The sequence below is a fragment of the Holophagales bacterium genome, assembly GCA_016699405.1.
In the GTDB taxonomy this organism is placed as follows: Bacteria; Acidobacteriota; Thermoanaerobaculia; order Multivoradales; family JAGPDF01; genus JAAYLR01.
In genome coordinates this window covers 827,495-841,524 of sequence record CP064972.1, presented here as the reverse complement: position 1 = coordinate 841,524, position 14,030 = coordinate 827,495, and the positions used below count along the sequence as shown (strand labels likewise).

The window sequence follows — 14,030 nt, the reverse complement described above, 5'->3', positions numbered from 1 at the left end:
AGGCGATCGAGAGAGTCCAGCCGATTGTAGACCCCGTCACGACGCCGCTCCCCGGCCGATCGGGTGGGGGTGGAGGGCGGTCGGTGCCGCGTCTCAGCCGCCGCGGGCGAGAATCAGGCCGAGGAGCTCGGCCAGGCGGTGGGTGTAGCCGTACTCGTTGTCGTACCAGGCGACGACGCGGAAGAGGCGATCGCCGGCCGCCTGCAGCAGCGGCAAGTCGACCACCGCCGATCGCGTCTCGCCGATGAAGTCCGAGGAGACGAGCTCCTCCTCCTCGACGCCGAGAATCGGGGCCAGGTCGCCGCGGGCGGCCTGGCGGAAGGCGTCGGCGACCTCGTCGCGCGTGGTGCCCCGGCGGAGGGTGACCGCGAGATCGACGAGCGACCCGGCCACGATCGGCACGCGCATCGCCAGCCCCTCGACCTTGCCGGCCATCGCGGGCATAACCGAGCCGATCGACGCGATGGCGTCCGAGGTGGTCGGGATGATGTTGGCGATCGCCGCCCGCGCCCGACGCGGGTCGACATGCGTCATGTCGACCAGGTTCTGGCTGTTGGTCACGCAATGGACCGTGTTCATCAGCGCATGGTCGACACCGAAATGGCGATCGAGGACCAGGAGCAGCGGGGCGAGACAGTTGGTGGTGCAGGAGGCGTTCGAGACGACGTGGTGGCGGCCGGGGTCGAAAGTCCGGTCGTTGATGCCGACACAGAACGTCGCGTCGGCGTCGGGCACCGTCGCCGAGACGACGACCCGCCGGACGCTGCCACGCAAGTGGGTGGCGGCGAGCTCGCGCCGCCGGAAGCGTCCGGTCGCTTCGACGACGACCTCGACGCCGTGGGCCTCCCAGTCGATCTCCTCCGGGCTCAGCGCCCGGCTCTGGGGCACGAAGCGGCCGTCGATCCGCAGCCCGGCCTCCTCCCAGCCGATCTCGCCCGGGTAGGTTCCGTGGACGGTGTCGTGACGCAGCAGCCGGGCGATCTGGCGCGGCGGAGCGGGGTCGTTGACCGCCGCCAGGGTGATCCCGGGATGCTGTCGGAGGACGCGAACGAGAGCGCGGCCGATCCGGCCGAGACCATTGATGCCGACGCGGAGAGCCATCGGGAGAGAATCTATCAGGCGGCATGACCCTTGCTCTGTCGATGACCGGCCGAGCGGGCAGCCGCGAACCCGACGAGCCGAACCCCGAACCGCCATGACCCTGCGCCTCCGCTTCTTTCTCCTCGTCGCCGGCCTCCTCTCGCTCGTCCTGGTTGCCCAGGCGATGTTGGTGCGGTCGCTCGCCGCGCGCCTGACCGAGAACGTGCGCACCGTGGCGGTGCGGGTTGGCAACGAGATCCTCTCGGGATTCGAGCTTCGTTCGGGGGACGACGAAATGCCGCCGGCGTCGGGGCACGAGACCCGCGTGCTGGTGCTGGCGGGTTCGCCCGAGACGGGGACCGCGCCGCGAGCCGAAGGGGGAGCCGACCGCCGTGCCGCGGGGACCGACCCGTCCGGACCTGCCGAAAAGGGGAGACTCCGCTGGGTCGTCCACGAGGAAACGGCTTGGCGGCACGCGCACGAGCACGACCCGGCGCCGGGACCTGCCGACCGGACGCGCGAGAAGGACAAGGTCGAGGTGGAGATGCGCACCCTCGCCGGTCACCCGGGTTCTGGAACGATCGTCACCGAGCGGCGACAGGACGGTTCGACCGTCACCCGGGAGATCCACCGGATGGTCGTCGACTCTCCACCCGAGGCCGACATGCTCTTCGTGCGTGGCCCGCAGCTCGAGCGGGCGATTCCGATCCCGCACGCCGAGGTGAGCTCGACCCTCGAGGCTTTCGGTTCGCGCCTGCTCGTCGGCTCGCTCGCCATTCTCGGACTGGGGCTCCTGGCCACCGCGTGGGTGACCCGACGGCTGACCCGGCCGCTCGCCGAGCTCGCCACCGCGGCGCGCCGGGTCGGTGAGGGTGAGCTGGGCGTCGAAGTCACCACCCAGCGGCAGGACGAGGTGGGCCAGGTGATCGCCTCGTTCAATCGCATGTCGGAGCGCCTCGTCGAGCTCGACCGCGACAATCGCCGGCTGCAGGACCGCCGCCAACTCGGCGAGCTCGGCGACGTCGCCCGCGGTCTCGCCCACTCGTTGCGCAATCCGCTCAACGCGCTCGGCCTCTCGCTCGAGGAGCTGGGGGCGAGGGCGGCGCCGGGGAGCGACCCGACGCCGCTCGTCGAGACCGCCCGGCGCCAGATCCAGCGGATCGACGGCGCGCTGCGCTCGTTCCTGGCCTTGGCCAGCTCGGGCGTCGGCGGCGGAGAGGACGAGGTCGACCTGTCGGTCCTCGCACGTGAAGTCGCGCTCGAAGCGCTGCAGGATGCCCGTGGGCGCGTGCGAGTCGTGGTGGAGGCCGTCGAGCCGGTTCCGCCGCTGCGCGCGCTCACCGCCGAGCTGCGGGCCGTCGTCCAGGCCCTGGTGGTCAACGCGGTCGACGCCAGCCCCGACGGAGCCGTGGTGACGGTGCGGCTCTCCGCGGCGGCGGGGCGGGTCCGCGTGGAGGTGCTCGACGAGGGCGCCGGAGTGGCCGAGGAGATCCGAGCGCGACTCTTCACCCCACACCTGACCACCAAGCCGCACGGCGCCGGCATGGGGCTCTACCTCGCCCACCGGGTGGCCACCGGCCGGTATCGCGGGAGCCTCTCCCTCGAGCCGCGAGAGGGGGGCGGCACGCGAGCGCGGCTCGAGCTCGGCGAGCGCGAGGAGGCACCCCATGGCTGACGAGCGGATCCTGGTCGTCGAGGACGAGGCCGATCAGCTCGAGCTCGTGTCGGCGCTCCTTGTCGGCGCGGGCTACCTCGTGCGCGGTTGTCTCTCGGCGGAGGCGGCTTCGGCAGAGCTCGCGCGCGCACCGGTCGATCTCGTGCTCTCCGACTGGAAGCTCCCGGGTCGCGACGGGCTCTCGCTGCTCGCCGAGGTCAAGGAGCGCGACCCGGAGACCGCCGTCGTCATGGTGACGGCGTACGGCACCATCGCCCATGCGGTCGAGGCGGTGCGGGCGGGAGCGGACGACTACCTGCCGAAGCCGTTCGAGCGCCAGGCGCTGCTGCTCGCGCTCGAGCGGGCCTTGCGCGCCCGCCGTCTGGCGGCAGAGAACCGCCGGCTCGTCGAGGAGGTGGCCGATCGCGATCGGCTGGTCGACCTGCTGGGTCGGGCGCCGGCGATGCAGAAGCTCTTCCGCCAGGTCGAGCGCCTGGCGGCGACCGACGCGACGATCCTGCTCACCGGGGAGAGCGGCACCGGCAAGGAGCTCGTCGCCCGCGCCTTGCATGCCCTCTCCCGCCGCCGGACCGCACCGTTCGTCGCGGTCAACTGCGCCGCAGTGCCGGAGAACCTGCTCGAGTCCGAGTTCTTCGGCGTCGAGAAGGGCGCCTTCACCGGGGCGGATCGGATGCGCCCCGGGCGGTTCGAGCAGGCGCACGAGGGGACGCTCTTCCTCGACGAGGTCGGGGAGCTGCCGTTGCCGCTGCAACCGAAGCTCCTGCGAGCGCTGCAGGAAGGGCGAGTCCAACGGCTCGGCGGTCACCACGAGGTGCCGGCGGCGCCGCGACTGATCGCGGCGACCAACCGCGACCTCGCCGCGGACGCGGCGGCCGGCAGGTTCCGCCAGGATCTCTTCTACCGGCTCAACGTGGTGCCGCTCGCCCTGCCGCCGCTGCGCGAACGGCGCGAGGACGTGCCGTTGCTTGCCCGGCACTTCGCGGAGCGGGCGGCGCGACGCCATGGAATCCCGGTGGCGGCCCTCCCGCCGACCGTGATGCGCCGCCTGCTCGAACACGCCTGGCCGGGCAATGCCCGGGAGCTTGCCAATGTCGTGGAGCGACTCGTCCTGCTGGCCGAAGACGGCCGCATCCGGGCCGAAGACCTTCCGCCGGAGCTCGCCGGCCGGCCCCCGGGAGACGGCGGCTTCCGCCTGCCGCCGACCGGTCTCGCCTGGGAAGAGCACGAGAAGGACTGCCTGCGGCAGGCGCTCGATCTCGCCCAGGGCAATCGCGCGCGAGCCGCGCGGCTGCTCGACCTGCCCTACAAGGCGTTTCTCTATCGCCTCGAGAAGTTCGGGCTCGACGGCGACTGATCGTCTCCCGCTTTCCGGACCGATCTCCCTATTTCGGGACCCCCACGGCCACCTCGGCTGGAGCGAAGGTGGCCGAGAAGTGCGGCAGCACCTCCGGGCGTTCGACGAAACGCAGCCCGCGGATCGAATCGCGCCGACCGTAGAGCTCGACCAACCCTTCGACGAGGTAGTCCATGTGGCTCTGCGTGTAGACGCGGCGGGGGATCGCCAGCCGAACGAGGTCGAGCTCGGGCCAGCTCCAGACGCCCGTTTTCGGGTCCGGAGTGCCGAACATCACGTTGCCGATCTCGCAGGCGCGCGCGCCGAGCTCCTCGTACATCGCCACCGAGAGCGCCCAGCCGGGCAACAGCTCGTCGGGCAGGTGCGGGCAGAAGCGCCGGGCGTCGAGATAGATGGCGTGGCCGCCGAACGGCTTGAGCACCGGCACGCCGTTCTCGTCGAGGTGCCGTCCGACATAGGCGGTCGAGGCGATGCGATAGCGCAGGTAGTCCTCGTCGAGGATCTCCTCGAGCCCGATGGCGAGCGCTTCGAGATCGCGTCCGGCGAGCCCGCCGTAGGTGGTGAACCCTTCGGTGAGGATCAGGTTGGTCCGCAGCGCCTCGGCCCAGCGGTCGTCGTCGAGCGCGATGACGCCGCCGATATTGCCGAAGGCGTCCTTCTTCATGCTCATCATCGCCCCGCTGGCGTGGGAGAACATCTCGCGAGCGATGTCGAACGGGCTCTTGTCGGCGTAGCCCGGCTCGCGCAGCCTGATGAAGTAGGCGTTCTCGGCGAAGCGGGCAGCGTCGATCAGCAACGGCACCGAGAAGTGGTCGCAAAGCTCGCGGGCGGCGCGCAGGTTGGCCATCGACACCGGCTGGCCGCCCCGCGAGTTGTTGGTGACCGTGACGAGCACGAACGGAATCGTCTCGCGACCGTGGTGGAGCAGCGCGGCCTCGAGCTCGTCGAGGTCGATGTTGCCCTTGAACGGCGCGTCGCTCTCGAGGTCGTGCGCTTCCGGCGAAGGCAGGTCGAGCGCGGTGGCCTGCGAATGCTCGATGTTGGCGCGCGTCGTGTCGAAGTGCGTGTTGCCCGGGACCACCTGGCCGGGTTGCACGATTGCCGCGCACAGCAGCCGCTCGGCGGCGCGCCCCTGGTGCGTCGGAATGACGTGCTTGTAGCCGAAGACCTTGCGCACCGCCTCCTCGAAGCGGAAGAAGCTCCGCGCACCGGCATAGGACTCGTCGCCCAGCATCACGCCGGCCCACTGGGCGGCGCTCATCGCCGAGGTTCCGGAGTCGGTGAGCAGATCGATCAGCACGTCCTCGGCATGCAGGCGGAACGGGTTGTAGCCGGCGCGGGCGATCAACCCGCGCCGCTCGTCGACGGTGGTGAAACGGATCGGCTCGACGGCCTTGATCCGGAACGGCTCGATGATGGTTTTCACGGTCAAAACCTCCCGCCCGGAGTCTAGACGCGGAACGCTCCGCGGTCGCCCCACTGACGGGTGGGAGATCCCGGAATGGGGTGGAATCTCTCCAGATGGGGAGCGGATTCCGCGCTCTCGGCCCGCTCGAGCTGGCACCGCCCTTGCTCTTCAGGCCCTCGTCCCGGGGCGGCTCAGCGCCCCGGCAGCGAACGGAGAGAGAGCCCATGACCAGTGGTCGACTGCAATTCCGCACCCACGCCCTGGCGATGTTCGCCGGAGCCTTGCTCGTCGGTGGCGTCCTGCCCCTGCTCGCCCTGGCGAGCGACACGGCGCCCCTGGCGGCGAAGGACGGCGGCAAGGACGAGGTGAAGAAGACCCGGATCGTCCTCGTCACCAAGGACGCGAAGGGTGAGCAGAAGGTCGAGATCGAGAATCTCGGCGAGCTCAAGGACGGCGAGACACGCGACGTGCCGAACGCGGCCGACGGCGGCAAGGTGACGGTGACGCGCCAGGGCGACGAGCTCGTCGTCAAGGCGGCGGGGGGCAAGGAGATGCGCATTCCGGTAGCCGGTGAGGGTCACGCGATGGCCTTCGCCGCCGACGATGACGGTGAGGTCCGGATCGTCGAGCGCAGGGTCCGGCACGATGGGGAGGGCGGCGAGCCGATGATCTGGATGGAGCACGACGGCCCGGGGCCGGGATGCGGCTGCTCGTGCTGCCGCCACGGCGGGGGACACCATGCGGGGATGGGGCATGGCGGGCCGCACCGCGAGATCCACGTCGAGGAGCGCGGGATGCGAGGCGACGGAGGACCGGGCGGCGACAAGGAGGTCTTCGTCATGCACGGTGGCCCCGACATGCACGGTGCGATGATCGACGGCGTCATCGAGCGTCTGCAGGCCTCGCCGAGCTTCAAGCAGCTCGACGCCGCGACGCGGGACAAGGTCCTCAAGGCCCTGCGCGAACAGAGCGACGAAGCCGGTGGGAAGCGCCGGGTCGAAGTCCGGGTCATCGAGGACAAGAAAGAGCAGAAGGACGCCAAGGAGTAGTGCCGGCGGCTCCCGGGGCCGGCGCACGCTATGCTTCGCGGTCGTGCGACGGCCCCTGGCGCTCGGCATCGAAACCTCCTGTGACGACACCGCCTGCGCGCTCGTCGATGCCGACGGGCGCGTGCTCGCCTCGGTGGTGTCGAGCCAGCTTGCAGCGCACCGCCCGTACGGCGGCGTCGTTCCCGAGATCGCCTCGCGCGAGCATCTGCACAACTGGCCGGCGGTGCGGAGCGAGGCCTTTTCCCGCGCCGGCGTGGCGTTCGCCGATGTCGACCTCGTCGCCGCCACCAGCGGTCCGGGCCTCGTCGGTGCGCTGCTCGTCGGTCTCTCGTTCGGTCAGGCGACGGCCTGGGCCCTGGGCCGTCCGTTCCATGCCGTCCATCACCTCGAAGCGCATCTCTTCTCGCCGTTTCTCCGCCCGGAGGGAGAGCCGGCCGAAGCGCTCCCCAAGCGCTTCGTCGGCCTGATCGTCTCGGGCGGGCACACGTCGCTCTACGAAGTGGGCGAGGGGTCGGTGCGTCTGCTCGCCGAGACGCGTGACGATGCCATCGGCGAGGCTTTCGACAAGCTCGGCAAGCGCCTCGGCCTTCCGTATCCGCAGGGACCGCGAGTCGATGCCCTCGCCGAGCTCGGGGACGCGGCCGCCGCGCCGCTCTCCGTGGCGTCGCCGGGAAGCGGCGAGCTCTTCTTCTCCTTCTCCGGGCTCAAGACCCAGGCGCTCGTGGCGCTCGGCAAGCTCGCCGACCGTGGCGTTGCGGTCGACGCGCGGCTCGACGAGGAGCCGCCGCTGCCGCCGCCGGTGCTCGACCTGCTCGCCGGCTTTCGGGCCGCGGCGGTCGGTCAGTTGCTCTCCCGGCTCGAGCGTCTGCATCGGCGTCAACCGATCCCGCTGCTCGCCGTCTCCGGGGGCGTGGCGGCCAATCGCCTGCTGCGCCGCGAGTTGCCAGGATGGTGCGAGCGGCACGGCGTCGCCCTGCGGCTGGTGCCGTTGCCCTTCTCGGGCGACAACGCGGCGATGATCGCTCACGCCGCGCAACGGCGGCACGCCGTCGGCCTTGCCGACGATCCGCTCACCGCGATCGCCGCGAGCCGTCGCCCGATCCTCGGTCTGGAGGCGTCGCGGTGAGCGAGCCGCAGAGTCGGGTGCAGCCGGGCGCCCTGGGGGTGGAGGCGCTCTGGCGCGTCGTCAACCTGGTGCAGTTCGTCTTCACCGTCGGGTGGACGGCCTTCTGGATCAGCGTGGCCTTCCTGGCGACGCTCTTCGCCGGCAAGCGGGCGTCGCTCTGGCTCGCCCGCCGCGTCTGGGCGCCGGGGCTGCTGCCGAGCGGTCCCGTCTGGGTGGAGGCGCGCGGTGTCGAACGCCTACGCGCGCCAGGCGGGGCCCTGCTCGTCGCCAACCACTCCGCCTACCTCGACATTCCGGTGCTGTTCAAGGTCGTGCCGCGAGCACTGCACTTCGTCGCCAAGCGTGAGCTCGCCCGGGTGCCGCTGCTCGGCTGGTACATCGCGGCGATGGGGATGGTGTTCGTCGATCGCCACGACCGGCAGGCCGCGCTGCGCAGCCTCGGCGTCGCGGCGTCCCTGCTCGCCCGCGGGGAGCTCGTCGTCACCTTCCCCGAGGGGACGCGCAGCCCGGACGGCACGCTCCGGCCGTTCAAGCATGGTGGGTTCCTCGCGGCGATCGAAGCCGGCGTGCCGGTCGTGCCGGTGGCGATCGAAGGGATGAGCCGGGTCATGGCACCGCGCGGTTTCCGCTTTCGTCCGGGCCGGGTGCGGGTGGCGATCGGCGAGCCGATCCCCACCGCCGGGATGGCGCACGACCAGCGCGCCGAGCTCGCCCGGCGCGCGGAAGAGGCGGTGCGCCGCCTGCTCGCCGAGCTCGAGCGCTGAGCCGGGAAACCTTCGTCCGCTTCTACCGCGACGAACCGAACGGAGGTTTCCCGGCTGAGCCTTCAGCCCTTGGCCGGCGGTGTCTTGCCGCGGCGCAGGAGCACGAGATTCCGGGCGTAGAGCACGGGGAGGAAGGCGTAGCCGAGGATGATCGGCAGCTTGTCGACGTGCAAGGCGTAGACGAGCGAGATGACGCTTCCCCAGAAGGAGAGGTGCCAGAAGATCGGCGGCACGACGAGCTCCTTCTTCTTCTCCGAGTGCAACCACTGGATGACGAAGCGGGAGCTGAAGAGCGCGTTGCCGATGAGGCCGAACGCCGTCCACCAGCCGGAGTCGACGTAGAGCAGCGGCAGCAGCCGGCCGAGCCACGGCTCGAGAAACGCACCTTCCTGCATCGGTCTTCCTCCCGTCAGGAACCCTCGCCGAGCTCGACGAGCAACTCGCGGCGGCGGCCGTCCCGGACGACCGAGACGCGGACCTTCTCGCCGACCTGGCGTTTCTCGAGCGCGAGCTGCAGATCGCCGCTCGAGCGCACCGCCTCGTCGCCGACCGCCACGATGACGTCGCCGAGCTCGACACGGCCGAATCGATCCCGCCGCGTCGGCACGATCCCGGCGCGCGCCGCCCCGGACCCGTCGACCACGTCGATGACCAGCGCCCCCTCGAGGCGCAACTCGCGCCGCACGCCTTCCGGGGCGAGCTGGACGCCGAGGGTCGGCCGCCGCACCTTGCCGTACCGGATCAGGTCGGGCACTACCCAACGCACCGTGTCGACCGGAATGGCGAAACCGATCCCGGCGTAGGCCCCGGACGGGCTGTAGATCGCCGTGTTGACACCGATCAGGCTCCCGGAGCTGTCGAGGAGCGGTCCGCCGGAGTTGCCGGGGTTGATCGCCGCGTCGGTCTGGATGACGTCGCGAATCGGCACGCCGGAAACCGAATCGATCTCCCGCCCGAGCGCGCTGATGATCCCGGTCGTCAGCGTGCGATCGAGGCCGAACGGATTGCCGATGGCGAAGACCTTCTGGCCGACCTGCAGATCGTTCGAGCGACCGATGCGCAGCGGGCGCAAGTGCTCGGCACCGGCGTCGATGCGCAACACGGCGAGGTCCTTCTCGGGCGCTGCGCCGACCAGGCGCGCCTCCCAGGTGGAGTGATCGGCGAGCGTCACCTGCGCGGCATCGGCGTGTTCGATGACGTGGAAGTTGGTGATCACGTGGCCGGCGCTGTCCCAGAGGAAGCCCGAACCGGCGCCCTGCGGGATCTCCAGGACGTTCAGCCGGAAATCCCGCCGCACGGCAAGCGAGGTGATGTAGACGACCGACGGCGAGCTGTTGCGGAAGAGCGCGATGGTCGCCTGCTCGTCGGCGGCAAGGTCGCCCCGCGCCTCGACCGCCGGCGGTGGGGTGGGGGCCGGCCCGGCTTCGGCGGCGTGGCCACCGACCCGTCGGCCGAGGGCGAATCCCAGGGTGAGCAGGACGGCGACGAGGAGCAGGCGAGAGACGACGCGGCCCATCGAACACCCAGCATAACAGCGCGTCGGAGCACGAGAGGGTTAGGATCCGCCTCCCCGACGAACCACTGCAAGGAGAGAGAGTCGATGTCGATCGCCCAGAGCCTGTTGCCCGAGTTCGATCACGAGGTCGCCGGCACCCGCAAAGTGCTCGAGCGGATCCCTGCCGACAATTTCGACTGGCGCCCCCATCCGAAATCGTTCAGCCTGGGGCAGCTCGCCAACCACACCTCCAACCTGGTCTCGTGGGGCCACGTGACGCTGCGGACCACCGAGCTCGACCTTTCGCCGAAGGACGGCGAGGTGATGCGGATGCCGATCGCCACGGACGCCGCCGGATTGGTCGCCAACCTCGACCGCGCCGCCAAGGAGACGCGGGCGGCCCTCGAGGCAGCAGCCGACGCCGACTTCGGCGTGGCCTGGACGCTCAAGGGCGGGGATCAGGTCTACTTCACGATGCCGCGCGGCGCCGTGCTGCGCAACATGGTGTTCAACCACCTGGTCCACCATCGCGCCCAGCTCACCGTCTACCTGCGCCTGCTCGACGTGCCGGTCCCCGGGCTCTACGGACCGTCGGCCGACGAGGCCTGAGAGCTCTCCGGGGCGTCTCTCCAGACCATCCCTTCGGCGAGCGCGGCAAGCCGCTCGCCGGGGGAGCTCCCTTCAACGACCAGCGAGATCACCTGGGTTCCACGCACCCAGACCGCCCCGGCTCGGTCTGCGGCGAACGCGACGAGCGCCGGCGCGCCGCCGAGGCTGCGGCGCACCGGATTCGCCCCGACGCCGAGGGCGGCGAGCTCGGTGGCGGCGACGCTCGCCCCGTTCCGTCCATCGAGATCACCCTCCCGCAGGACGGCTCGTGTTCCCCGGGAGTCGGCGAGCTCGAGCAGGACCGGATCGGGCCAGACCGCCTCGGTGTGGGACGGAACGAAGCCGTCGGGCACGACCAGGCGCAGTCCGAGGCCGGGATTCTCGTAGCGACCAGCGGCGAGCGAGGACGGAGCGCGCGCTCCGGCGAAGTCCCGCCTCACCCCGTCGAAGTCGCCGTCGAGCACCTCGACCCGGACCTTCCCGACGATCGACAGGCCGGCGAGCGAGGCGCCGCCGAACCCGTGGCGCAGGGAGTCGCGCGAATAGGCGATCCGCGCCGCGTCGGCGATCCCCGGTGAATAGACCGTCGCGTCGAACGGCAGCCAGCGGCCGCCGATCTCGAGCTCGACCCAGGCATGCCCGCCCCAGGCCCCGAGCAGGTAGACGCTGCCCATGACGAAGCGTGCCGGGATCCCGACCGCTCGAGACAGCGCGGCGAGCAGCGTCGCGTATCCGGCGCAGGTGCCACGGCGGGTGCGAACGAGCTCCGACGCCGGCGCCATGACGATGCCGAGATCGAAGTGCATCTCCCGATGAACCCAGGCGGTGAGCGCCAGCGCCTGGCGGTAGCGATCCCGCTCGCCAGCGACGATCGTGCGGGCGAGCCGCACGACCTCCGGATCGTCCGACTCGATCCAGACGTTCGGCGCCAGCTCGTCGGCGAGCGGATCGACCAACCCGGTCGACTCCGGCGTTGCTCCAGCCGGAGGAGCCGGACGCCTCACCTCGAGCTCGATCGCGGCCGCCTGACGGGCGACGACGCGCTGATTGCCGCCGTCGAGGTCCGGCCAGGCGACCGCCGGGCCCGCGGGGTCGAGCGGCAGCAGGCGGAAGTGGAGCCGGTCGGTGCCGCGCGGCGAGGGCAGACGGACGTTGCTCCGGGCGAGCGAGCGGGAGTAGATCTCCTCGGGAAGCTGCCCTCCGCTGCGAGCCGCCTCGGCCTCGGCACGCGAGGTGCGCACCACCTCGAGGTCGCCGAACGGACTCGGCTCGCGCTCGCGCAGCAGCTCTCCGTCCTCGTCCAGCCAGAGTCGCCGGGCATCCGGGACGCCCTCGGTCGTCTCTTCGATCTCGCGGGTTCCTCGAGCGGGTCGATCCGTGCGCCCACCCGGCGGCTCGGCGAGCGGCGCGAACGCGACGAGCTTGCGCCGGACGAGATAGACCCCGCCGAGCTCGGCGATGAGCTCGCGAACGGCGATCGTGTCTCCGGGAGAGCGCAGCTCGGCGAGTGTGCGACGCCGCACGGCTTCGGGGCCGAGAAGCGAACCGGCGACCGGGACGATCTGCTCGCGCAGCGGGGCGTCGCTTCCCGAACCGGACCGCAGTCGCAACCCGCCCGCGACCCGTTCGGCCTCGAAGGTCGACACCTGGGACGAGAGGCGGCTCTCGAGACGAGCCGACAGGAGCTCCCCCGTCGCCGCCTCGCGGGTCACCGCGGTCGCGTTCATCTCCACGCGGGTACCGGCGCGGTTGATCGCCAGCGTCAGCTCGCTCGTGGCCTCGAACCCGCCGTCCGGCAGGGGGCGGCGTCGCTCGACCACCGAGCCGACCGGTGTGTTCCCGAGTCGGACCAGCCCCCACCAGGACGAGGGAGCGCCTGCTCCCGAGGTCGGGGTGCCGGTCGCGGCTGCCGTTCGCGGATCGGCGGCGAGCAGCAGGAACCCGGCCAGGCCGAGCGACCGGAGAGTCGTGCCTCGAGGGCGACAGCGAGCGAGCGTTCTCGACATGGGCGGATCCTCTCGCGGTCGGGGCCGTTCCGGCGAGCCTCCGGCGGTGATTCCGGAGACCGGTGTGCGGTTGACCGGGAGAGGTCTTTGCGGGGAGGATCGCCGCGCATCGCCCTCCAGGAGGACCCTTGAGCCTCACCGACCGTCTTGCCACCCTTCGCAGCGGCTTTTCTCGGACGTTCTGGATCGCCAACGTCATCGAGCTGTTCGAGCGCTTTGCCTACTACGGCAGCAAGGCGATTCTCGCCGTCTACGTCGCCGAACAGGTCGGCCTCGGGCCGGAGAAAGCCGGCTGGCTGGTGGGAAGCGTCTTCAACACGCTGCTCTACTTCCTGCCGATCCTCGCCGGCACGGTGGTCGACCGCTACGGGTTCAAGAAGAGCCTCACCGCCTGCTTCTCGATCTTCTGCGTCGGCTATCTGCTGATCGGCCTCGGCGGACTGCCGCTGGGCAAGCCGCTCGTCGACGCCCTCGGGCCGACCACCTACATGGTGCTCGCCCTGGTGGTCACCGCGATCGGCGGCTCGTTGATCAAACCGTCGATCGTCGGCACGGTGGCGCGCACGACGACCGAGGCGAGCAAGGGGCTCGGCTACTCGATCTACTACACCCTGGTGAACTTCGGCGGTGCGATCGGTCCGATCCTCGCCCTGCAGGTGCGGCAGAACCTCGGCATCGCCTACGTGCTGGTGATGTCCTCGATCACCAGCCTCGCGCTGGTCGTGGCGACGCAGCTCTTCTACAAGGAGCCGCCGCAACCCGCCGACGCGCCGCCGGCGCGCTCGATGGGCAAAGTGCTCGCCGACATGTTGCTCGTCTTCGGCAACCTGCGGTTCATGAGCTTCCTCGTCATCTTCTCCGGCTTCTGGATGATGTTCTGGCTGATCTTCTACGCCCTGCCGTTCTACGTGCGGGACGTGCTGCACTTCGAGCAGTTCGAGATCATCGAGACGGTCGACGCCTGGACGATCATCCTGATCACCGTGCCGATCACCGCGCTCGCCAAGAAGCTCAAGCCGCTGACCGCGATGACGCTCGGCTTCGCTCTCGCTTCGGTGTCCTGGTTCCTCATGGGGTCGATCCCGACGATCTGGGCGACGGTGGCAGCGATCATGATCTTCGCCCTCGGCGAGGGGCTGCAGGCGCCGCGCTACTACGAGTACGTCGCCGATCTGGCGCCGAAGGATCAGGTGGGGACGTACATGGGCTTCGCCTTCCTGCCGATCGCCATCGGCACCTTCGTCGCCGGCGCGCTCGGCGGACATCTGGTCGCCACCTACGTCACCCCGTTCAAGCAGGGCGTGGTCGGAGCGCCGGCACCGCAGACGATGTGGTACGTCGTCGGCGCGATCGGGCTCGCGGCGACCGCCGCCATGTGGCTCTACGACCGCCTGGTCGTGCGGCGCCGTTCGGCCTGAGGCCGCTTGCGGCGCGGCGGTCGCGCTCTCCGGGGCGCGACCGGCC

At 70.8% G+C, this 14,030-nt stretch carries 12 protein-coding genes; 7 read left to right on the top strand and 5 right to left on the bottom strand.

Annotation, left to right across the window (positions count from 1 at the left end; translation table 11 throughout):
- Nucleotides 1–93: 93 nt before the first annotated feature.
- Nucleotides 94–1,101 (bottom strand): type I glyceraldehyde-3-phosphate dehydrogenase, encoded by a 1,008-nt coding sequence (locus IPJ17_03520; GenBank protein ID QQR74673.1) that lies wholly within the window; start codon nucleotides 1,099–1,101, stop codon nucleotides 94–96.
- 94 nt (nucleotides 1,102–1,195) lie between these two features.
- Between IPJ17_03520 and IPJ17_03515 the strand changes: the two genes are divergently transcribed.
- Together IPJ17_03515 and IPJ17_03510 are read left to right on the top strand one after the other, a co-directional pair.
- A complete protein-coding gene (locus tag IPJ17_03515) occupies nucleotides 1,196–2,755 on the top strand; it encodes a HAMP domain-containing histidine kinase (GenBank protein ID QQR74672.1) in 1,560 nt (519 codons plus the stop codon).
- Entirely contained in the window at nucleotides 2,748–4,109 is a 1,362-nt protein-coding gene (locus tag IPJ17_03510) for a sigma-54-dependent Fis family transcriptional regulator (protein QQR74671.1), read from the top strand. The genes IPJ17_03515 and IPJ17_03510 overlap by 8 nt, the downstream gene beginning before the upstream one ends.
- Nucleotides 4,110–4,137: 28 nt before the next feature.
- On the opposite strand, the gene IPJ17_03505 is transcribed toward IPJ17_03510, so the two are convergent.
- A complete protein-coding gene (locus IPJ17_03505) occupies nucleotides 4,138–5,535 on the bottom strand; it encodes a tryptophanase (GenBank protein ID QQR74670.1) in 1,398 nt (465 codons plus the stop codon).
- A gap of 206 nt (nucleotides 5,536–5,741) precedes the next feature.
- Between IPJ17_03505 and IPJ17_03500 the strand changes: the two genes are divergently transcribed.
- From IPJ17_03500 to IPJ17_03490, 3 genes are read left to right on the top strand one after another with little or no spacing between them, the layout of a single operon-like run.
- Nucleotides 5,742–6,566: a hypothetical protein gene (locus IPJ17_03500; GenBank protein QQR74669.1), complete on the top strand. Its 825-nt coding sequence runs from the start codon at nucleotides 5,742–5,744 to the stop codon at nucleotides 6,564–6,566.
- 55 nt (nucleotides 6,567–6,621) lie between these two features.
- The gene (tsaD, locus tag IPJ17_03495) at nucleotides 6,622–7,692 is read left to right on the top strand and encodes a tRNA (adenosine(37)-N6)-threonylcarbamoyltransferase complex transferase subunit TsaD (GenBank protein QQR76077.1); all 1,071 of its coding nucleotides are present in this window, start codon (nucleotides 6,622–6,624) and stop codon (nucleotides 7,690–7,692) included.
- A complete protein-coding gene (locus IPJ17_03490; protein QQR74668.1) occupies nucleotides 7,689–8,456 on the top strand; it encodes a 1-acyl-sn-glycerol-3-phosphate acyltransferase in 768 nt (255 codons plus the stop codon). The genes tsaD and IPJ17_03490 overlap by 4 nt, the downstream gene beginning before the upstream one ends.
- Nucleotides 8,457–8,518: 62 nt before the next feature.
- On the opposite strand, the gene IPJ17_03485 is transcribed toward IPJ17_03490, so the two are convergent.
- Together IPJ17_03485 and IPJ17_03480 are read right to left on the bottom strand one after the other, a co-directional pair.
- Nucleotides 8,519–8,851 (bottom strand): lipid-A-disaccharide synthase N-terminal domain-containing protein, encoded by a 333-nt coding sequence (locus IPJ17_03485; GenBank protein ID QQR74667.1) that lies wholly within the window; start codon nucleotides 8,849–8,851, stop codon nucleotides 8,519–8,521.
- Between the two features lie 14 nt (nucleotides 8,852–8,865).
- On the bottom strand, nucleotides 8,866–9,972 hold the full coding sequence (locus IPJ17_03480; GenBank protein ID QQR74666.1) for a trypsin-like peptidase domain-containing protein: 1,107 nt from the start codon (nucleotides 9,970–9,972) through the stop codon (nucleotides 8,866–8,868).
- Between the two features lie 84 nt (nucleotides 9,973–10,056).
- On the opposite strand from IPJ17_03480, the gene IPJ17_03475 reads away from it, so the two are divergent.
- On the top strand, nucleotides 10,057–10,560 hold the full coding sequence (locus IPJ17_03475; protein ID QQR74665.1) for a DinB family protein: 504 nt from the start codon (nucleotides 10,057–10,059) through the stop codon (nucleotides 10,558–10,560).
- On the opposite strand, the gene IPJ17_03470 is transcribed toward IPJ17_03475, so the two are convergent.
- Complete coding sequence (locus IPJ17_03470; protein QQR74664.1) at nucleotides 10,533–12,566, bottom strand: transglutaminase domain-containing protein; 2,034 nt, start codon at nucleotides 12,564–12,566, stop codon at nucleotides 10,533–10,535. The genes IPJ17_03475 and IPJ17_03470 overlap by 28 nt on opposite strands.
- 128 nt (nucleotides 12,567–12,694) lie before the next feature.
- Here IPJ17_03470 and IPJ17_03465 point away from each other — a divergent pair, with 128 nt between their 5' ends.
- Nucleotides 12,695–13,984, top strand: a complete 1,290-nt coding sequence (locus tag IPJ17_03465; protein QQR74663.1) for an MFS transporter — start codon at nucleotides 12,695–12,697, stop codon at nucleotides 13,982–13,984.
- The last annotated feature ends 46 nt before the right edge of the window (nucleotides 13,985–14,030 follow it).